Annotated in this window: 16 protein-coding genes; 5 read left to right on the forward strand and 11 right to left on the reverse strand. The window is 60.7% G+C overall.

What is annotated here, in order from left to right:
• Window positions 1-4 precede the first annotated feature (4 nt).
• Window positions 5-1,240, forward strand: a complete 1,236-nt coding sequence (locus KP701_RS06690) for an FAD/NAD(P)-binding oxidoreductase (RefSeq protein ID WP_215746433.1) — start codon at window positions 5-7, stop codon at window positions 1,238-1,240.
• Between the two features lie 138 nt (window positions 1,241-1,378).
• Here the strand turns inward: KP701_RS06690 and KP701_RS06695 are convergent, their stop codons facing one another.
• The 4 genes from KP701_RS06695 to KP701_RS06710 all read right to left on the reverse strand — a co-directional run bounded on the left by KP701_RS06695 (window position 1,379) and on the right by KP701_RS06710 (window position 9,069).
• Window positions 1,379-4,582, reverse strand: a complete 3,204-nt coding sequence (locus KP701_RS06695) for a TonB-dependent receptor (RefSeq protein ID WP_225198219.1) — start codon at window positions 4,580-4,582, stop codon at window positions 1,379-1,381.
• Between the two features lie 712 nt (window positions 4,583-5,294).
• Window positions 5,295-5,810, reverse strand: coding sequence for a cupin domain-containing protein (locus tag KP701_RS06700; RefSeq protein ID WP_215746435.1), 516 nt, complete (start codon window positions 5,808-5,810; stop codon window positions 5,295-5,297).
• Window positions 5,807-6,370 carry a VOC family protein gene (locus KP701_RS06705; protein ID WP_215746436.1) on the reverse strand — a complete coding sequence of 188 codons (564 nt, stop codon included), beginning with the start codon at window positions 6,368-6,370 and terminating at the stop codon, window positions 5,807-5,809. The genes KP701_RS06700 and KP701_RS06705 overlap by 4 nt, the downstream gene beginning before the upstream one ends.
• 110 nt (window positions 6,371-6,480) lie before the next feature.
• The gene (locus tag KP701_RS06710) at window positions 6,481-9,069 is read right to left on the reverse strand and encodes an MMPL family transporter (RefSeq protein ID WP_215746437.1); all 2,589 of its coding nucleotides are present in this window, start codon (window positions 9,067-9,069) and stop codon (window positions 6,481-6,483) included.
• Window positions 9,070-9,149: 80 nt separating this feature from the next.
• Here KP701_RS06710 and KP701_RS06715 point away from each other — a divergent pair, with 80 nt between their 5' ends.
• Window positions 9,150-9,737 carry a YigZ family protein gene (locus tag KP701_RS06715; RefSeq protein ID WP_062500850.1) on the forward strand — a complete coding sequence of 196 codons (588 nt, stop codon included), beginning with the start codon at window positions 9,150-9,152 and terminating at the stop codon, window positions 9,735-9,737.
• Between the two features lie 99 nt (window positions 9,738-9,836).
• Window positions 9,837-11,558 (forward strand): alginate export family protein, encoded by a 1,722-nt coding sequence (locus KP701_RS06720; protein ID WP_215746438.1) that lies wholly within the window; start codon window positions 9,837-9,839, stop codon window positions 11,556-11,558.
• Window positions 11,559-11,564: 6 nt separating this feature from the next.
• On the opposite strand, the gene KP701_RS06725 is transcribed toward KP701_RS06720, so the two are convergent.
• The 7 genes from KP701_RS06725 to KP701_RS06755 all read right to left on the reverse strand — a co-directional run bounded on the left by KP701_RS06725 (window position 11,565) and on the right by KP701_RS06755 (window position 20,347).
• Window positions 11,565-13,529, reverse strand: a complete 1,965-nt coding sequence (locus KP701_RS06725; protein ID WP_215746439.1) for a glycosyltransferase family 4 protein — start codon at window positions 13,527-13,529, stop codon at window positions 11,565-11,567.
• A gap of 20 nt (window positions 13,530-13,549) precedes the next feature.
• Window positions 13,550-15,373: a Hint domain-containing protein gene (locus tag KP701_RS06730; protein WP_252345454.1), complete on the reverse strand. Its 1,824-nt coding sequence runs from the start codon at window positions 15,371-15,373 to the stop codon at window positions 13,550-13,552.
• Between the two features lie 177 nt (window positions 15,374-15,550).
• A complete protein-coding gene (radA, locus tag KP701_RS06735) occupies window positions 15,551-16,951 on the reverse strand; it encodes a DNA repair protein RadA (RefSeq protein WP_215746440.1) in 1,401 nt (466 codons plus the stop codon).
• 172 nt (window positions 16,952-17,123) lie between these two features.
• On the reverse strand, window positions 17,124-17,330 hold the full coding sequence (locus tag KP701_RS06740) for a hypothetical protein (protein ID WP_062029257.1): 207 nt from the start codon (window positions 17,328-17,330) through the stop codon (window positions 17,124-17,126).
• A complete protein-coding gene (locus KP701_RS06745) occupies window positions 17,327-18,127 on the reverse strand; it encodes an ABC transporter ATP-binding protein (protein WP_215746441.1) in 801 nt (266 codons plus the stop codon). Before KP701_RS06745 ends, KP701_RS06740 begins: the two co-directional genes overlap by 4 nt.
• Complete coding sequence (locus tag KP701_RS06750) at window positions 18,124-18,909, reverse strand: ABC transporter permease (protein ID WP_062029251.1); 786 nt, start codon at window positions 18,907-18,909, stop codon at window positions 18,124-18,126. Before KP701_RS06750 ends, KP701_RS06745 begins: the two co-directional genes overlap by 4 nt.
• A 70-nt stretch (window positions 18,910-18,979) precedes the next feature.
• Window positions 18,980-20,347 carry a DUF4097 family beta strand repeat-containing protein gene (locus tag KP701_RS06755; protein WP_215746442.1) on the reverse strand — a complete coding sequence of 456 codons (1,368 nt, stop codon included), beginning with the start codon at window positions 20,345-20,347 and terminating at the stop codon, window positions 18,980-18,982.
• Here KP701_RS06755 and KP701_RS06760 point away from each other — a divergent pair.
• Both KP701_RS06760 and KP701_RS06765 read left to right on the forward strand, forming a co-directional pair.
• Window positions 20,346-20,573 (forward strand): hypothetical protein, encoded by a 228-nt coding sequence (locus tag KP701_RS06760; RefSeq protein ID WP_215746443.1) that lies wholly within the window; start codon window positions 20,346-20,348, stop codon window positions 20,571-20,573. The two genes, KP701_RS06755 and KP701_RS06760, sit on opposite strands and share 2 nt — an antisense overlap.
• Before the next feature lie 3 nt (window positions 20,574-20,576).
• Window positions 20,577-20,873, forward strand: coding sequence for a hypothetical protein (locus tag KP701_RS06765; protein ID WP_215746444.1), 297 nt, complete (start codon window positions 20,577-20,579; stop codon window positions 20,871-20,873).
• Window positions 20,874-20,925: the final 52 nt, after the last annotated feature.

Consider the following 20,925-nt stretch of genomic DNA (forward strand, 5'->3'; position numbering starts at 1 on the left):
GAACATGGCAGACCCGACCCAGCAGGATCGCTTCTCAGTCGTCATCGTTGGTGGCGGTGCCGCCGGCATTACCATCGCAGCCCAGCTCAGGCGCGAACGTGCCAATCTGTCGATTGCCATCATTGAGCCGTCTACGACGCACGCTTACCAGCCCGGCTGGACCCTCGTTGGGGCTGGCGTGATGACACTGCCCGAAACGCTGCGACAGGAAGGCGGACTGATCCCGCGCAATGTCACCTGGCTGCGCGACAGCGTTGAGAGCTTTCAGCCTGAAGCCAATACCGTGACCCTGAAAAGTGGCCGCGTTGTCGAGTATCGTCGACTGGTCGTCTGCCCCGGCCTTCAGTTGGACTGGGACAAGATCGAAGGCCTGCCCGAAACGCTCGGCCGTAATGGTGTGACGTCCAACTATTCGCGTGAGACGGCCGCCTATACGTGGGAATGCATCCGGCATCTCGATGGCGGCAAGGCCCTGTTCACTCAGCCGCCCATGCCCATCAAATGCGCTGGCGCGCCGCAGAAGATCGTCTATCTGGCGTGCGATCACTGGCGCCGTGAAGGCTCACTGCACCGCACGGAAGTCGATTTCTCGCTCGCCGGAAACGCCCTGTTTGGTGTGCCATATTTCGTTCCCTCGCTTCAGCGCGAGATCGACTATTACGGCGTGAACCTTCACATGAAGGAAAACCTGATCAAGGTGGACGGCGAAAAGCGCGAGGCCACGTTCCAGATCGTCGGAACGGATCAGACCGTCGTGCGCCAGTTCGACATGCTGCATGTCGTGCCGCCCCAGAGCGCTCCGGATTTCGTCAAGAAAAGCCCGCTCGCCAATGAAGCGGGCTGGCTGGACGTCGATCCGACCGTCCTGCGTCACAAGACCTATGACAACATCTTCGGCGCCGGTGACGTTCTGGGCACTGGCAACGCCAAGACCGCCGCTGCAGCCCGCGAACAGGCCCCGGTCGTCGTGGAAAACCTGCTGGCCTCGCTTGATGGCCGCCCGCAGATGGGCAGCTATGACGGCTATGGCGCCTGCCCGCTGACGGTGTCCTATGGCAAGGTCGTGCTGGCCGAGTTCCTGTATGGCGGCAAGGTTGCGCCGAGTTTCCCGTATGACCAGCGCAAGCCCAGTCGCTTCGCTTGGTTCCTCAAGACGGAAGTCTTCCCCCGTCTGTACTGGTACGGAATGCTCAAAGGCTACAACATCAAGGTCAAGCACACGCCCAAAGAGACGGGCTGACCTTTTCCTTATCGGGAGCTGAAACCGGAGACGGGGCGGATGAAAATCCGTCCCGTTTTTTTGTCTGTGCGGGGGGCGACAGACAAAAAAAGAGGGGCCGAAGCCCCTCTCTTCTGCCACCGGATTCTGACTTGGAGATCAGAAATGGGCACCCAGGTTCATCTGGAACGAACGTCCCATGATGGCTTCATAGTAACGCGTCAGGCTGACCGTGCCGGGATATTTCGGCAGAGCGTTCGTAATGTTGTTCATCATGAAGTTGACGTCGAAATTCTTCGTAATCTTATAACCGATCGTTGTGTTGAAATATGCAAAGTCGGGGCGGTTGTTGTGCTGGTAGGTGTAATCGGATACCTGCAGCGCATACTTGCTTTTGCCATAGTAGACGGTCTGCCACTGCACGAACAGCGGACCGCGCGTGTAGTTCAGATCGAGTGTGAACAGATTGTTCGGGGATGTTGTGCTTCCGGTAAGAAGATAGGTGCTACCCAGATAGGTCTGCTGGTTCTTTACATAATGGGTATAGTTGCCCTGCAGTTCGAGGTTTCCTGCGCTTGACGGCAGCCCGAAGCGACGCAGCGGGATGTAGTAGTCCAGCTTTGCCTGCAGGACCTGCATGTGCTGGTTGGCGATATTGAAGTACCCGTCCGTGAAGGATGTCACCTGATGCGTGCTCGGGTCGCGGGTGAAAGCATTGCAGTACGCATTGCTGGGGTACGACGTGGAATCATAGCAGGCGGCCATCAGATCGCTGGCGTCAAGGGACGTGATCTCGTTATTGACCTTTACGTCAACAAAGGAGCCCGTGAAGTCGAAACCCTTCATGAAACGTGGGCGGATTTCGAGATTACCCGTGAAGCTCTTGGAGACTTCGTTCTTCAGGTTCCTGTTGCCACCCGTCGTGCCCGGAAGGGTGTAGTAGTTGATGTTGGACTCAAAGCCGCCAGCCATGCCGCCCTTGGCGCAGTTTGCAGCGCGGGTTGCAGGGTTGGGACCCGAAGAAATGTATTCCACCGAGCATGGATCATTTGCTGTTTCGTAGGATGTGCTCGTTGGGGAGTACAGCTCGGTTACGGACGGATTACGCACGGACTGGGCGTAGTTGCCTGACAGGCCGAAATCCTGCGTCGGCCACCATGCGCCGCCGAACATATAAGTCCAGTAACTGCCGGTTACGCTGTTGTTGATGTAACGACCGTTCGCTGTAGCGGACAGGTTATAGATACCCGGAATGTGCATGCTCGGGGAGACGAAAGGAACGTCCAGTTCTCCGAAGACTTCGTGAGTGTGGTAAGCACCACCGGTGTAAGGGATCGAGGTGAAGTTGCCGTACTGCTTGTACGTGCCGTCAGCCTGTTCTTCACCTTCCATGAAGGAGCCCGGATTGAAATCATATCCTTCACGACGATGCTCATATCCAAGATCCCAGCGGATGTCGCCTGCGGGCAGACGAAACACGGTGCTGTGGATTTCCGCCTGGATGTCGCGCTGGACGTTGCTCTCCTTGGAGTGGGCGTCAGCCGTGATGTAGTTCTTGGCACCCAGCGTCATCTGGTCATAGCCGAACGGATCCAGAGGCGAGCAGGTGGAACTGCGGGTCTTGGCCGTCGAATTCGTGTAGCCGGGCGTGCAGATGATGTTGCCGCTGGCGTCCGTGGTGGCATTCAGTGCGTTGACGAGATTCTGGGTGTCGATCATCGGCTCCCAGGTATCGCTCATGTATTTGCTGTATTCACCTTTGACGGACCAGTCGAAGTGACGGCCAACCGCATCAAAATCGCCATTCAGACCGCCCTGGAAACGGAACATCTGAACGGTCGTGGTGTAGTTTCCGGCATCCAGATCCTGATTGAGGCGCGACAGATAAAACGTGTCCGTGGACTGTCCGGCAGCGGCCAGTGCGCTCTTGATTGCAGTGCGTTCAGCAGACGTCAGGTAGGGATTGCTGGTGCTCAGTGTATAAGCGCCGTTGACGACCGTATCCTGCTGATAGCTCTCCGCGCTCAGTGGGTCATCGAACTGTGGCGTGTTCCATGTTCCCTGCGCCGTGAGGCTGGATGCCGTTCCACGTGCGTACCAGCCCTGCCACGTTGCATGCAGGTGATCGGTGAAATCATAGTGACCAAGGGTCGTCAGGTTCAGCTTGCTGCTCGGAGCATAAAGCTGGTTGTAATCCGTAAGGGCCAGACCGTTGCCGCCACTTCCGCGCAAGCCATCCTTCAGGGCGGCATTGGTGGTGATGGGAACAAGAGACTTGCCATCCTGACTGAACATCAGACCGGCGCCACTTGCATTCGCGATACCGTACTGGGAGGCCTGACCATAAGTGAGAGGTAGGGATCCGTAAGCTGCAGATGTCATTGGAACGCCAGTGACGGAGTTCTGCAGGAAGCGTACAGCAGGGGTCAGGACGTAAGAATAAGGTGACGTGGAGCCCACAGGCGCACGAGCATAAGTTGTAGCCTGATCACCCGTCAAATACCGGCGATCATTAGCGACCATTCCGCCGGAATTACGGTATTCAACGTCGAATACGACGCCACCTTTGTCATGATCGAAGCTGGTGCCAGCCTTGAATGTGATCTTTTCCTGCGGTGCATCGAGCTTCTGGGTCCAGTTCCCCTGGGCATTGAAGTCGACACCTTTGAAATGATCGTCAAGCTGATAGTTGACGACACCTGCAACAGCGTCTGCGCCGTAGGCGGCGCCTGCACCACCCAGTTTGGTATCAATTTTCTTGATGAGCGAGGTCGGGATTGTACTGACATCGACCTGTGAACCGGAGCCTGCACCATAATTCGAGGCAGTTGACCCGCCGACCATGCGCATACCGTCAATAAGGGTCAGTGTCCGCTGTGAACCGAGGCCGAGTAGCGCGATGAAGGACTGACCGGCACCAAAGGAGCCTTGTGAACCGATCGGAGAATTGTCACCGACAGTGAATGCGGTGTTTTCGCGCAGCAGGGCGAGGCCAAGATCCGTATAGCCACGGGCGCGTAGCTGCTCGGCGTCAACTGTTGTCCCTGCCATGACATTTGTCAGACGTGTCTGAGAAAGACGCGTTCCCGTAACAGTCACTGTTTCGGCTACGGGAGTCGGATCCGTGGTCAGGGTTGTGCGATTGCTTGTCTGCACGGAAGTTGTGGTCGCAGGTTTGGCTGCTGGAGCCGCTGCAGCAACCGGAGTCGTTGCCGGTGTGTTCTTTGCGGCAGGCATAACCTGCTGCTTGGCGGCTGTTTTCTTCTTGGCGGCAGTCTTGTGGACGGCTGCGTGCTTGGTGGCATCAGTGGTCTGGGCGTGGGCACCAAAACTTGGCAGCACGCTGTAGGAAATACCAGCCATCAGGAACATCCGGATAACCGTCCGGGGCGCAGGTGTGCGTCTTTTCAGTGAATGTTGCACAGAGGTGGTCATCGCGGCCGTGGTCCCTTCTCGAATAAGGTCGCAAGAAAGTTTTGTATCTCTGGCAGCATTTTCATCGGAAATCGAAACGGTGTGCAATCCTTTTGCTACGAGAATGCAATATGCATGTCACATGTCATGAAAGGCGTTGCGCTTATGTCACATTCTGGCTTTTGGGGTGTATGTGTCAAAAGAATTCCAGAAGAATATCTGAATAAAAAAATACGGAATAGATTTATTGTGTTGTCATTGTGCAAATAATAAATCCAAAAAAATTTGCATAACTATAGTTAGTTATGGGTATTTTTGTGCATTCAGATAGTTTCGTATTGTTTATTTATATATCTATTTTAAGCCTTTTTGTCGTTCTTTTTATTTTAATTCAATCTTTCGCGAAATTATCGAATTGTCATCTATAAATCCAAAAAATGTCATTGAGTCACGGTTTGTCGTAGTGACTTTTTGCCGGGTGCTTCAGGGCTGATTGTCTGAAAACCGGGAGAAAATCGGTTCAGGCAGGTTTTTCGCGAACTATTGACGAAAACCGAGTGTTGTTACGTGGATGTACAGTATGTTGCGGTTCCGATAACAGTTCAGGCGCGAGGGGGGAGCCGCTTCGCGCCTGAACTGAACGACGATTTGTCCTGAAGCCTTAATGAAAACGGCAGGGCTTATCCACGGTGGGCTGTTCGTCGGTCTGGATGACCATCAGTGTGACGGGGCCGTCCCCGATATTCCCTGCGAAATGACCGATATGTCCCTTCGCATCCTTGCGGCTCATCTGGTCCTCCCCAACAGAGACGTCACCTGGTCCCATGACGACTTTTTTTCCGTCCATGGCCGTAACGTACCAGGATCCCTGCAGCGGGATGATCCACTGGACTTTCGGGTCCGGGTGCCAGCTTCCATCCCAATGGGCAGGTTGTACGGTGGAAATGATGTGCGCGTTGCCTTCATGCACATGATCCTGCCATTGCGGGCCGGCAGGTTTGGACATGGTTTTCAGATCGTAATCATGGAACGGACAGCGGGTCATGTGGCTGACGCCGTCATGATCGGTCCAGTTGTGCCAGTACCAGGCTGTTGGCGGAGCAGGATCGGCAGCATAGGCGCTCCCGAAAACGGAAGCGGCCAGCAGGGCCGCGGCCAGAGGAAGAAAACGGGTCATGCGTCTGATCCTTTATTCGGGGTGGCACGTGGGGGTGGCTGGTAGCGGTCCATGGGGGCGATGTCGTTGAAGCGTTCCTGGTGGGGAGTACAGACCAGTTCCACGATCATGCCCCAGGGCGTGCGCCCGTAGCAGAACATGTTGCCCGGCGCGGCTTCGAGCGAGGGCTGACCCTGCGGCTCGGTCAGGAGCGTGCCGCCCGCTTCCCGGAAACGGTGGCAGGCAGCGTGGATGTCATCGACATAGACTGCGAAATGCTGAAGGCCCCAGTCACAGGGGCGGGCGGCCTCGCGCTGGTCTGGGCCTTTCATTTCGAACAGTTCGATTCCCGGCCCATGCCCCAGTGCCATCATGCACATCTCGATGACGACGGTACCCTGTGGCAGGCCGAGGATTTTTTCCGTCTCGGGGCCTTTCTGGGGCTTGGTGCGGGTGACATTGCGGTAGAGGGCGACGGCGCCAAAGGCTTCTTCAAGAAAGCGGATGGCGGCGTTGATATCCGGGACGGTGACGCCGACATGGTCGATGCCACGCGGCAGGCCTGAATGCTCTGTGCTCAAGGGGAGATCCTCCGTTCTGGAAGATCTCAACCCCTGAGGAAACGCACGGTTGCCAGAATGTGTGTCACATTGCTGCAAACCATGTCATCGGCCGGCAGAGGGGGCCTGCGTCAGGCCTCGTCGATCGGACGCTTGGGCAGCAGGGCCGGGACGAAGACCATCGTGCACAGCAGTGTGCAGCCAAGCGACATCAGCAGCAGCCGCCCCATGCTGGCCGTACCCGGATGGCCGGAGCGTGCCAGCGAGCCGAAAGCCGTGGCGGTCGTCAGGGCCGAGAACAGCACCGCCCGCGCCGTGGGAGAAGTCAGCGGACCCTTCACGCCCTCGCGCCAGTTCATGACGAAATAGATGTTGAACGACACGCCCACGCCCAGCAGCAGCGGCAGGGCGATGATGTTGGCGTAGTTCAGCGTCTCCGGCACTGTGACGACCAGAATGACCGTCAGCAGCGCGGACATCAGCAGCGGCGCCATGACGAGGGCCGCGTCCAGCAGACGGCGCAGGACGACCAGCAGGATGATGGCGATCATGATGAGCGCGCAGATCGCCGCGACCGTGAAGGCATGGACGATCGTGTTGGCGCTTTCCGTGATTTCCATCGCAGGGCCGGCGACGTCCGGATTGACCGAGCGCAGTTCCCTGACGAAGCGGTGCAGCACCGGCGTTTCGGACATCTGGCCTTTGGGATGGATGGTCAGACGGGCGCGACCGTCCGGCAGAACATAGTCCTGACGCACATCCTGCGGGATGCTCTCCATCGTGACCGGGGTGGGCTGGAGTGCCGTACGCAGCATCGACAGTTCGTCCGGCAGGAAGCGCGTCAGGGATGTGCTGGCCTGAAGCAGCGTGCTGTCCTGGGCCGTCGAGAGCGTGTGCAGGGCCTGACGGATCTTTTCCAACGGTGCGGGAAGCTGATCCTTTACGGCATCCAGCTTCTGCGCGGCCGTAACGGCGGCGGCGCGGATGGCCGCGGCATCCGGTGCCGGCGCTGGATTTGCGATCGTGATGGTTGGCAGCAGAATGGACGCCGTGTCCTCGATCATGGCCAGCTTGGTCTTCTGGTCATCGGGGACTAGAGCGCCGAGCCAGAGCACGTCATGCACGCTCGGCAGCTTCGAGAACGCTGCGGCCTGCCGGGCGGCTTCAGTCAGGTTGGGGGTCAGGACCTGTGCGCTGTAAGGCGTGGTGAGCGGGTTCGCTTCCAGCAGATGCAGGGCGCGCATGCCCTCGGTGTTCGGGTCTTTCGTGTGAAGCGGATCGGCATCGAATTTCAGGAGCGGCATCAGGGCCAGCCCCACGATGCCCAGAAGCGCGAAGACGCCGACAACCTTGTGCCGCTTGTGGCGCAGGAATGCGTCGGCGGGGGCCATGAAGGCAAAGCCCGGGGTACCATTGCCCAGTTTGGCATGGAAAATGGACAGCAGGGCCGGCAGCAGCGTCATGGTGCAGAAGAAGGCGATCAGCATACCGAAGCCTGCGATCAGGCCGAGCTGTGCCACGCCAATGAAGCTGGTGGGATAGAACGCCAGGAAACCCGCAGCTGTCGCGAGGGCTGCGACAAGAATCTGTGCGCCGCTTTCCTGACCCGTCAGGATGATGGCGTCATGCAGGGACGGGTGTGAGCCGTCCGGGTTGCGTTGTCCGCGCAGGCGCACACTGTACTGGATCGCGAAATCGACGGCGATGCCCACGAACAGGATCGCGAAGGCCACCGAGATCAGGTTCAGCTCACCGACCGCCAGAGCCGCAAACCCCGTCGTCAGCAGCAGACCGCTGATCAGGGTCAGCAGGATGGGAATGATGACGCGCGGGGAATGGACCGCAAGGATCAGCCAGACTGCGACGAGCACGAGCGAGATGACGAGACCCAGCACCATGCCGTGGGCAACGGTGGAGAATTCTTCGTCCGACAGCTTCACTTCACCGGTGATGATGCCCGAAGCCTGCTTCGTCTTCACAAATTCGAGATTGTTGATCGCCTGACGCATGGCGGTCGTGGCGCCTTCGCCCGGCTGGAAGGAGCTGTAGTCAAGCTTTGGCTGCGTGACGACGAATTCGTACTGCGAGCCCAGCTCCGCCAGCTTGCCGATCAGCAGGTTCTGCCACGACATGTCCTGCGGATGGCTGTTTGCCGCCGCTGTCAGGGCGTTGGCGAAGCCGTCCAGCGCGCCGTTGAAGCCGCTCGGAATACCCTGTCCGGCCTTGATGCCCTCGCCGATCAGGCCCAGCGCGCCGAACAGGCCGCGGGCGGACGGATCAGCCGCCAGCGTGCCGAGGAAGGGCTGTGCGGAGACGATCGAATCCAGCAGGGGCTCCAGGTCCTTCGTGTCGAGGAACAGGAAGCCGTGACTGTTATAGAAGGCGTTGTCGCCGGGCAGGCTGACCGTCTTGAAGTGGGTATGATCCTGCGAGAGCGTTGCGGCGAGCTGTCGTGCGGCCATGCGTCCCTGTTCGGGGATGCGGCTGTCGATGATGGCGACAAGCTGGTTGCTGTCCTGCGGGAACAGGCGCGTCAGCTCCATGCTCCGCTTTTTCCACGGCAGAGTGTTGGCAAACATCTTGCTCGTGTCAGTCGTCACACTGATGCGTGTGACACTCAGGGCAACGCAGCCAGCACAGAGCAGTGCGAACAGCGCCAGAACAAGGGGCGCACGACGCGCGCAGACGGCATTCAGCCGACCGGTCAGATCCGAAAACATGGGGCCTACCCTTAACAGAACGGGCAGCGTTTCCCTACCCCATCCTGACATTTCAGCGATCCTGAGGCAGAAGGAAAGCCATGACATGGACTCTTCCCGGCCCCGCGACTTACGAAAGTGTGATTCGGAACAGTGTTTTTCGTGCTTCTGCCGCCCCGGTGGAAGATGAAGCTGCCGCCATGGCCTTCTTTCGCGAGGTGGCGGTCCTGGATGCAACCCATAACTGCTGGGCTTTCAAAACGGGTCAGCGCTTCCGGTGCAGCGATGACGGAGAGCCTGGGGGCACGGCGGGGCGGCCGATTCTGTCTGCCATCGAAGGGCAGGATTTCGACAATGTCATGATCGTTGTTACGCGCTGGTATGGCGGGGTGCAGCTCGGGGCCGGGGGGCTTGTCCGGGCCTATGGCGGCGCGGCGTCGGCCTGCCTGCGCGAAGCGGACCGGATCGAGCGGATCGAGACGGTGAAGCTGCGGTTTCACTGTCCGTTTTCCAGCTTTGCAATGGTGGAATCGAAAATCGATGGCTGGCGTGCGACCCGGCTGGAATGTGATTTTGATGGAGAAGGCGCCTGGATGACGCTGGCCGTGCCTGTCGAAGAAGCGGACGCCATCACGGACTGGCTGCGGGATCTGACACGGGGACAGATGGACATCACGCGGCCTGATTAAAAACCAAAACAAATCGTATAAATTATTTAAAACTATGACGATTGATGTTTTCCTGGCTCTGCCTAATGTTCTGCGAACGCCGTCAGGAGTTTTCAGGGCATGCCACGTCATCATTCATACCGGAACCGGTCCCTTCTTGCGCTGATGGTGCTGGAAATCTGCGTACCGCGTATGGTTGTGGCGGCCAGCCCCGCGTCAGCCGCAACCCCGGTGACGCAGGCGCCACTCATTCAGGCGCCCGTCACACAGGCGCCCGTCACACAGACGGAGGAATGGATCCATGTTCCCTCCACGGAACGCCCGCCCATTCAGAACTATCCCCATGCGGGCGTTGTGGCACAGCCGCGGCGTGTCGTGGCGAGTCAGAACCATGCGCCTCAGGGACGTCAGGGACCATGGGGCGCGTTCAGTTACGGCAACGGCGAATCAGCGGGCTTCGGGCCGGTTGGTCGTTATGGTGTGGCGCCCTGGGCGGAGGACTGGAGCTTCCTGCGGGACAAAAGCCGGCGCGATGATCCGTTCGATCCGCTCAAGTTCATCGCCCTGAACGACGCGAAAACAATCTGGCTGTCCTTTTCCGGTGAGACGCGTCTGCGCAACTGGTACGAGGAGACGCCTTTTCTGGGGAAGAAGGGCGGCAGCAATTCCGGCCGTTTTGGCGTACGGAACCTGTATGGCGCGGACCTGCATTTAGGCGAGCATGTCCGGCTGTTCGGGCAGCTCATCAATGCTGATGCGGCAGGCTGGAAGGGTTTTGGCTACAACACGACGTATCGCAAGCGGCTGGATCTCCAACAGGCTTTCATCGAGTTCAAGGGCAAGCTGGCGGGCGCGCAGACCGGCTTCATGTTCGGCCGTCAGCAGTTCCTCGATGCGCCGTCCTACGTTCTGTACAACCGCGAAACGCCCAACGTGCCGCTGTCGTGGAACGGTGGCCGTATCTATGCGATCTGGCCCAATATCCGGGTTGATGCGTTCGATTTCGTCCAGACCAAGACGGACGCGACCCTGATGTTCCATGACACGGAAGATTACGGCACGCGCCTGTATGGCGGGGACATTACTGCTCTCGTGCCGCAGTTCTCGATCGGTGGTGAGACGGTCCACTCGTTTCTGGACATCTTCTATTACGGTTACCGCTATGGCGGCAGCCTGTCGGTCGTGCCGCTCGCGTCCGGCTCCCTGAAAGGCACGTCCTCACGCGGGAATGTGGGTTTCCGCTGGTACGGCACCGCTGCGTCCTTCGAATATTCCTTCGGGGGGCTCTATCAGGACGGGACGTTCCAGAAGTCCGGCAGCGAACACAAAAGCGGCGTGCAGGCCTATTCGATCAACACGATCGTGGGATACCGCCATACGCCCTCGCCGCTCCATCCGTTCATTGGCGTGCAGGCCGACCTGTATTCCGGTGGAGCCAATGGAACGAACGGGCCGGTCCGGACCTATATGGCGCCCTTCAATCCGCAGACGAACTATCTGGACACCACGACCTATATCCAGCCGTCGAACCTCGTCAGTGTTTCACCGGTTTTCAGCGTCACGCCCTGGAAAGGTTTTGCGAGCATCCAGTTCAAGGTGCCGTTCATGTGGCGGGAAAATGCGGATGGTGCGATCTGGAACTCGTCCGGGCCGTACACATTCTCGAAAACCTATCACGGTGGCTATATCGGCGTGGTGCCACAGGCGTCGCTCAAGCTCCAGCTGAACCGGCACCTGACCTGGCAGATCTACGGCGCGCGGTTCATGGCTTCAAACGGGCTGCACGCGGCGGGCGGCAAAAGCGGAAGCTATGCCCAGTCCAATGTCGTGTTTCGCTTCTGAGACGTTTCAGTTCAGGATGGGCGGATCGGATTCGGCAGCCGGAAAGACCTCTGGCAGGACAGGGGAGAGGGCGGCGATAACGGCCTGTTCCGAAAAACGGCTTTTCAGAAGCCGCCGTCCGGCCCGGACCTGTTTTCGGCCTGTCGCGGGGTCCAGAAAAGCGGCAATCCGTTCCGCGAAGTCGGAGGGCGTGTCTGCGATGGAAGTGCGCCACGTCGGGTCGGCCGGGTCCACCAGCCCTTCGGCAGCAATCGGGGTCATGACGGCGGGCAGCCCGGCGGACCAGGATTCAAGCACCTTGCCCTTGATCCCCGCACCGAAACGGAGCGGCGCCACACAGACGGATACGTCGGCCAAAGCGTCCTGAAGATCCGGCATGGCGCCCACGATCTCCACGTCCTCCGATGCCAGGGTATGGACGGCATGGGGCATGGCACTTCCGATCAGGCGGCAGCGCAGGCCCGGAATGACCTGACGCAGACGCGGCATGATCGTCAGGACGAGCCATTTCGCTGCGTCCAGATTGGGATCATGAGCGAAATGCCCCACGAAGGCGATGACGGGAGCCTCTGGCGGCCGACGCCGGCGGGAAGAGACCGGCACGGCCCAGGGTACGACGTGTACATTCGCCGTGGGAACGGTCCGTGAGAGACGCTGCGCCTCGATGGCAGAATGTGTCAGAACAAAATCCGCCAGCCAGGCGCACATGTTCTCCCGGACTTCCAGACGGCTGGCGAACCGTTCGAGTTCGGGCCGGGATTCGACAGCGGCCTGACGGTGCAGACGCAAAGAGGCCAGATCGGCCACGCTCCAGATCAGCGTGGCGGTGGGGGCGAAGGCGCGGGTCAGGGCGGAATAGCTTTCCGCATTGTTGAGGCGGTGCAGATAGACCACCTCAAGCCCGCTTCCGAGTTGCCGGAGCGCTTCTTCCGGACACGGGAAGACGGGCGGCATCAGACATTCGATGCCCTGCTGCTCCAGCCGCATGCGGTCCCCTTCGTCCGGAGAGAGACGGGACGCCATGAAGCAGCACCGGTAACCGAGATTCCGGATGGTGTGGATATGGGACAGGATCGCGGCCGAACCGGCATCCCGCTCGGGATCGGGAGCGCGATCGTCAATGAAGAGGGCGACGGGACGTGGGACCGTCGTCTGCGCCGGATCGGTGCCGTCTGGTTCCGTGGGATGGAGCCGCTGTGCCTGCCGGGCCTGTTCCTGCTCGCGTATTGCCGTCAGCTCTGCGGCGTCCCGCGTCCTGAGGCGCTCGGCTTCGCTTACCAGGAATGCCAGGGCTTCCGCCCGTTCGGACGCCGCATCCAGTCCGCGCAGAATAGCAGAAAAATGAGTCTTCAGATCCGCAGACAGGCTGGCTGTGCCCGGGATCGTGAAAGGCGTGCCGAAACGCTCCTCGCCATGCCGGAGTTCGATCACGTGATCCGTCAGCGGATCAATCGGGGACGAAAACGCATGATGGAAGCCATGCCGCCCCGTCCCGAAACCCGCATCCCGCAGGTCCGCGCGGAAACGGTTGGCGGCGATGCGTCCAGCGGGTTGCCCGTCCACCCAGACCGTCAGCCAGACAGTGCGGTCCGGGCAGGCCTCATCGCGGACCCATCCTGCAACGTGATACCGGTCAGCCACGTCGAACGCGCCCACCAGCGATGAGGGCAGGGGCGGGATGCGGACCGGCGAACCGGTCAGCGGGTGGCCTTCTCGCGCATCGGTGAATTCGACCAGCGCGCCTTCATGCGGCAGCGGAACGGGCCAGGCTTTCTGAAAGGCGTAGCTTCCGTGCCATTCCCCGCCGCGCAGATCGGCCCGGAACCGGTCAGCATCGACTTCGTCCACCAGTTCGCCGTCAACATGGACCTGAATACGGACCGGCATGTCCGGCCACGCCGGTTCGAGGGCCCATCCGGCAAACTGCTCGCGGTCACAGACATCGACATAGCCGACAAGGGAGACGGTCAAGACGCAGGGTTTCCTAAAGTTCAGGCTGCTGCGCCGGTCGGGGCCCTGTCGTCATGGGCCGGTGCAGAAGAACGGAGACGACGGTGGATGGCTTCCAGTTCAGCGCCTCCTTCGAGGCGGGGGGCACAGTAGCGGGGCGCCCGGTCTGACGCGTGAGGGTAAAGGGTCCTGTACTCTTCGGCATTGTGAAACATGCCACGCGATCCATCGTCGAGAAAACTTTCGGATGGCGCGCCTTCTGCCAGCAGAAGATCATGGCTTTCAAGTTCGACGTGAATGTAGCGGATCGTCTCCGGCCGTTCGATCTGGATAATCGATGTGCCGTTCACGAGATGAAGAGCGGGGATCAGGAACCCGTCGATGAACATGGCATGCAGGGGGGAGATCATCAGGTCCCGCCGGGGCCGTCCTTCCGCCAGGGCCTCGGCCCGGATCAGGATCGGTAGGATGTCCCGGTTGCCATAGGCGAAGAGGGGATCATAGGCGCGGCGCCCGATCCAGTGCACCGGACGGACCTGACCACCCGCGGTCAGGACGGGATCGCCGATTTCCAGTTCCTCGACCGGTCGTTCCCCCTGGGGGGTCGCGATCAGGGTGCCGGGGCAGTAGCACGGCGTGCCGAACCCCATTTCGAGGTAATTTCCGGATGCTGCACGCGTGAAGTAGAGCGGGGATGTGAAATCCCCTGAGATTTCCACCTCTTCGACGACCGTCCCGGCAGACAATACTTCCAGCATGGCCCGGGGCGTGTCCCCCGACTGCACGGTTTCGGGTACAACTGTGCCGGAGACGTTGGAGTGCGAGTTGTCCACTCCAGCGAAAACAAAGGCTGCTCCGGTTTCGACCTGTACCGGGTTCTGAAAAATGATTCCGCTCTCAACGGAAATCGTGCCACCGTTGTTGACCGAGATGTCGGAAAGGGTGCTTCCGCTGAGAGCCGAAACTTCGCCGCCGCTTGAAACGGACACTGCACTGGCGGAGCCGCCGACAATCAGGATGCCGTTATTTTCGACTGTAACGTTGTAGGTTGCACCATTGACGATCTGTTCGCCGAAGCAGGGAACGGTTGCCGTCGTAAAAGGCCAGTTTTGCTGGACGACCTGGATGGAAGTTCCCCCCAGGTTTGTATCGATGGCTGTGGCGCCGCTTTGAATGGTGGAAAAACCGCCGCCATTGACTATCGTGCCGCTGACAGAGCCGCCGCTTTCCACCGTCTGGATGGCTGACGCATAGCTTCTTGAGTTTACTGTATCGAGCGGGAAGAGAGGGTCGCCGCCGGTGACGAAAGGAGTTCCCGTCAGGATCGTCCCCTGTGCGGAGCCTCCAGCCTCAACGATCTGTTCCGCCTGACGTGGCCCGGACATGACCGGATACTGTGTGAAGTAATCGTAGCCTGCCGAAACCGTTGTATCGATCGCCACACCACCCGACTGGACGATCTGGGTGCCCTGATGGGCGATCTGCGAGATCTGGTCCGCAGCGCCTTCGACCAGGGTATGCAGGGCGGAACCGGAGAGGGAGACGAGTTCTGTTCCGCCCACAACCGTCGCGGAAGACACGGTTGCACCGTTCTCGATAACGGCAATCCGGTTGTTGCCAACCGACAGGCTCTGGATGGTTCCACCGCTGGTAATGTCTGCTCCCGTGACGGGGAGGGAGGACGTTGTGACTTCACGGCCGTCTGTCAGGCTGACACTGCTGACGGACCCTTCAATGGTCGCTGTCCCGCCCTCCTGAACAAGGATGGATGTTATCTGGGTGTCGGCGGGAAAGCTGGCGGACTGCCCACTGCTGATGGTCTGCTGGGTACTGCTGCTTGCTGAATAATCATTGGACGCCATCATGAGGATCCCGCCAGAGTTTCAGGGGGGGTCTCCGGAAGTATTCCCATGAAAGAGGATACGGGATTTTACCCAAGAGACGCAGAATATAGGCAAATATATCCTGCGAGACTTTGTGGGTGTCGAAAATAAAACGTTAAAAACTCGCCTTTAAGCACAGGAAAAGCAAAAATTTGTGCGTTATGTGTCCTTGTCGGCAAACAGTCCGACCAGATCCGTCAGATGTCCGATCTCACGCAATTTCAGTCCGGCGGGCGGTTTGACCCGCGCAGACGCTGCCGAAACGCGCCGGGGCAGGATGGCTTCCCCAAAGCCCAGCTTGGCCACTTCCTTCAGGCGCAGATCAGCCTGACTGACCTGCCGGATCTCGCCCGAAAGACCTACCTCGCCAAAATAGGCGGCATTGGGAGATGTGGGGGTGCCCGTCGCTGCGGAGACAAGCGCTGCCGCCACAGCCATGTCAGCCGCGGGCTCGTTTACTCGCAGACCCCCGGCGATGTTCAGATAGACGTCCATATTGGCGAGCTTGAGTCCGCAGCGGGAATCCAGAACGGCTAGAAGCATGTTCAGCCGCGACGTGTCCCAGCCCACGACAGCGCGGCGCGGTGCGCCATCGCCTGCCTTGGGTGACAGCAAGGCCTGGATTTCCAGCAGGACGGGGCGTGTGCCCTCCAGCCCGGCAAACACGGCTGATCCCGCGATATTGCCGCGTCGCTCCGCAAGGAACAGCGCAGAGGGGTTGGGGACTTCGGTCAGGCCGATATCGGTCATGGCGAAGACGCCGATCTCGTCCGTCGCGCCAAAGCGGTTCTTGGCCGCCCGCAGGATGCGGAACTGGTGCCCGCGGTCGCCTTCGAAATACATGACCGCATCGACCATGTGTTCCAGCACGCGTGGCCCGGCGAGGGCGCCTTCCTTCGTGACATGTCCGATCAGGATCAGCGCGAAGCCGAGCGTTTTGGCCAGACGGATCAGCTCGAACGCACTTGCCCGCACCTGCGAGACCGAACCCGGCGAGCTTTCCACGCTTTCCAGCCACATCGTCTGGATGGAGTCGATCACCACCACCGTGTGCGCCCGGTCCTGCTCCAGTGAGCCCACGATCTCGCCGACATTGATGGAGGATGCGAGGTCCAGCGAGTCCAGCATCTTGCTGTCGCGGTCCAGCCCCAGCCTCTGGGCGCGAATGCGGATCTGGTCCACCGATTCTTCGCCCGACACATACAGGACGCGATGCCCGGACCGCGCCAGCGCGCAGGTGGTCTGAAGCATCAGCGTGGACTTGCCGATGCCCGGATCACCGCCGACCAGAACGACGGAAGCCGGGACGAGCCCACCACCCAGAACGCGGTCCAGTTCGGCAATGCTGGTCGTGATGCGCGGAGGTGGGCGGGTTTCGCCATCCAGCCGAACCGTCTGGAGACGCCCCGCGCTCAGTTTTCCGGTCTTGCGGGCCGTGGGCTCAACCGTTTCCTCGGCCAGTGTGTTCCACTCGTCGCAGGCTTCGCATCGGCCGTTCCATTTCGGATAGGTGGCGCCACAGTTCTGGCAGACGTAACGGGTAGTCGGCTTTTTGGCCAAGACAAAGTCTCTCAGGTTCGGGGATACGTTGCGCCTGTTTATATAGGGAGCGTTCTTTTGCTGATCCAGCCGGGGCTTTGCCCTGGACCCCACCAAAGGTCGCGACCTTTGGAAACCACATCAGGATGCAGGGATCGAGATCCCTGCCGGGTCCGGGCAGAGCCCGGATTCCTTATTCCCGCGTCCGCAAAATCAGACGCGCCAGAAGCCGGGACACTACGATGATCAGCAGAAATCCGAGAAGTTGAAGCACCATGTTCGGATGGGCGGGCTGATGGCGGAACATGATGAATAGCAGCGGCAGGGCAATCAGATAGCTCAACCCGATGCGCTTCCAGACGATGGGATCGGTTTTCGGGAAACGGGGCAGAAGGCTCATTTGCGCAGTTCCATGGTGATGGGGCCTTCGCGCCGGCCATGGGTGAACTGATCGACCATGGCATTGCCGGAATGCATGAGTTCGGACGCCTCGCCCTGCCAGATCAGCTTTCCATGGTAGAGCATTGCGGCACGGTTTCCGATCCGCTGGGCCGAGGCCATATCATGGGTGATCGCGATGGCGGTGGAACCGAGCTTCTGCACGCAGTCCACGATCAGTCCGTCAATAACGGCACCCATGATCGGGTCCAGCCCGGTCGTGGGCTCGTCGAAGAACATGATGTTGGGACTGCCCGCAATCGCTCGCGCCAGACCAACGCGTTTCTGCATGCCACCCGAGAGTTCGGACGGGCTGAGATCGCCGACGGACGGGTCCAGTCCGACCTGTTTGAGCAGGTCTCCGGCCATTTGCAGCGCCTGGGCGCGGGACGGAGTGGCGCCGTTACGGTCGGAATGTTTGGCGCGGATTCCGAAAGCGACGTTCTCGCCGACGCTCATGCTGTCGAACAGCGCGGCGTTCTGGAACAGCATGCCGATCTGCCGGCGCAGGGCATCCTGCCGGGAGCGCGAGGCCGTCAACACATTCTCCCCGTCGATTTCGATCGTCCCGGCGTCGGGTTCGATCAGGCCGAGGATGCAGCGCAGCAGGACGGATTTGCCGGAGCCGGAGCCGCCGATAATGACCATCGACGTGCCGGTCTCGACATCGAGGTCCACGCCATCGAGCACGATCTTGGAGCCGAAAGCCTTGTGCAGGCCGCGGATGCGGATCTTCGGAGTGCTTTGGGGAGTACTCATTGTGAGAAGAACAGGTCCGTCAGGAGGTAATCGAACAGCAGCAGCAGGATGGACGCGCCCACAACGGCGGCTGTCGTGGCAGAACCCACGCCTTCCGCGCCGCCCCGGCTGTTATAGCCGTTGTAACAACCCAGCAGCGCGATCAAAAATCCGAACACAGCCGCTTTCACGAGGCCGACGACGACATCCATCGTCTTGAGCGAGTCCAGCGTGGCCGTGATGTAGGTCGAGGGTGAGAAGCCGAGCTTGGCGACCGAAACCGTGAAACCGCCCATTACGCCCAGAATGTCCGCCACCAGCACGAGGCAGGGCAGCGCGAGCGTCCCGGCCAGAAGGCGCGGCGTCACGAGATATTTCATCGGATCGGTGGAAAGCGTGGTGAGTGCGTCGATCTGGTCGGTGACGCGCATGGTGCCGATCTGTGCCGACATGGCTGCACCCACACGGCCAGCGACCATCAGGCCCGCCAGAACCGGCCCAAGCTCGCGGGTGACGGCGAGGACGACGATCCCGGCAATCGCGCTCTGAACGTGATACTGCCCGAAGCCAACATAGGACTGAAGCGCGATGACGGCACCGGAGAACAGGGCAGTCAGCGCCACGACGGGCAGAGAGAAAAACCCCGTCTCGATCAGGCTGGAAAAGAAGATGCGCCAGTAGAAGGGCGGTCGCACCAGATGCGACAGAGCCTCCAGCGCGAACAGGGCGAGAGCACCTGCCTGCTTGATAAGGCCGAGAGCGGCACGGCCAAGGGCCGCTATGGGGTCAAGAACGGCATTCACCCTTCAGCCCCTACCCTGCCAGCATCCGGACGTCAAAGTTTCCGTCGCCCGCATCTTCTGCCCAGAGGATTCAGGCGCGGCGTCCGTCCGCCCGTTCAAGGTCCCGGAACTGCCGCTCCAGACTGAAATCGGGCGATGTGACGAACTGCTCCATCAGGCCGAGCCGGCGTTCCATCCGGACCAGACGGTCCTGTAACCGTGCCAGTGGGTGGCCCGGCGCAACGGAGCGGGAGAAATCCTCGGCCGGGTCCGGCTGCTGGCGCCGGAAGCCCGCCATGGTATCCCGGACCACGGCTGTTGCGCTGGCGCCCGGAGTGTCCCGCCAGGCGGCACGGTGCCGGGACCAGCTTTGCACACCTTCGGCATATCCGGCGGCAGCTTTGTCCAGCGTCTTCCTGAATGGCAGGACGCCTGTCCGGCGATAGCGCCGGAAGAGGCGCACGGCCCAGACGATCAGGGCAATTTTCAGCAACACCCCGATCACGCCATAGCCGCCGGAATGGTGCCGGTTATGGTCGGTCGTACGGGAAACGTGATCAGGACTGTCCAGCTGGATATCGAGACGGTCAAGAATCTTGCGGGTCGCATCCGACAGGATGGCAGCCCCGTCAGGCGTGTTCACGCTCGTGATCCGCGAACTGGTGGCATCGCCGATGGAGAGGGTACCTGATCCGATCGGCCGCTTTTTCAGCGCCTCACTGACCTTCCGGAGTGTGATGTCCCCACTGCCGAGAAGCGTGATATCCGCATCCCGCGCCTCTGCGTTCAGGGTAATGGTGGAAGAACCGTAATCCCGGACCGTCAGCACATCTACAGTGCCCTGCTCAACGCGGATATCGCCCGAAGACATCGCCGTGATGCTGGCGCTTGAAGCCGCGAGATCACCAATATGCAGGTCGCCGCTGGACAGGTTCTGTACGCTCAGCCGACCCGTGACGTGCCCGACCGAGACATTTCCGGTGCTCTGCATCGTCAGCGTCAGACCGCTTGCCTGATCGATATCGATATTGCCGCGGCCGCTGATGGCCGTCACGTCGCCGTTGACGCCGGTGATGCGATACGTCGTCAGGCGGCTATGGGGGAGCTGGATGTCGATGCTGGTCAGGGCCGGGACCATGACGACGGCGCTGTCCTGCGTTGCACAGTCCTGCGGGGACGTCGTGAAGGTCAGGCGGTCCCCGTGTTTCTCCAGACTGCCGCTGCCCGAAACGATATGGGCGTTTTCTCCACCCACGATGGACAGGCGGTCCAGGCATGTTGCGGGGATCACGAGCGTCCCGGAAGCCGTCAGCGGAGCTTGCAGTGAAGGCGGCGCGGGAGGAGCAGGGGGCGGCGGTGGCATGACCGCCGGCTCTGCGCTGGCTGAACCCGGAAGGGCCGCGAGGCTGCATCCCAGAAGCGCGATCAGGGCAAGACGCGCAGGCAGAGGCTGGCGCATGTCTTATTCTCCCTGTGAGCCGTTTCCGGCAGCCGGTGGCGTGACCGTTGCCGGGTTTGCCGGTGCTGGAGTGACCGGGGTCGGGTTTGCCAGCGTCGGATCAGCTGGTGTCGGGTTTGTCGGCGCCGGGGTGGTGGGGGCCGGTGTGCTTTCCGGTGCAGGCGTGACCGACGGCTTTGCGGGCACCGTGCTGTCCGGCGGTGCAGAGGCGGCAGGCGACGTCTGAGGCGTGGTCGGCGATGCGGTCTGCGGTGCCGTCTGTGGTGTTGTGACCGGTGTGGACGCACTGGCGGATGTCGAAGGCATTGCGGGAGTTGCCGCCGCTGGCGTGTTCGCGGCAGGCGGCGTTGCGGCCGGTGCATCCTCCGGCTGCGCGGCTTTCGTGCGGGCCGTGACACTGGGGGCCTGCGGGACGGCAGGGCTTTCAGGTATGGACGGCGCCGTCGGTGCGGGAACCGGTGCAGGTGCCGGAACGACCGGTGCCGGGAGGGTTGGGGCCGCTTCCGTTCCTGTGGTGGGGGGCTGAACCGGAATGGACGGCAGGGGAGCAGGTGTTGCGGGGACAGGCAGAGCGGCGG

Origin of the sequence: Gluconobacter sp. P1C6_b, from assembly GCF_018811945.1 — a bacterium.
Taxonomy (GTDB): domain Bacteria; phylum Pseudomonadota; class Alphaproteobacteria; order Acetobacterales; family Acetobacteraceae; genus Gluconobacter.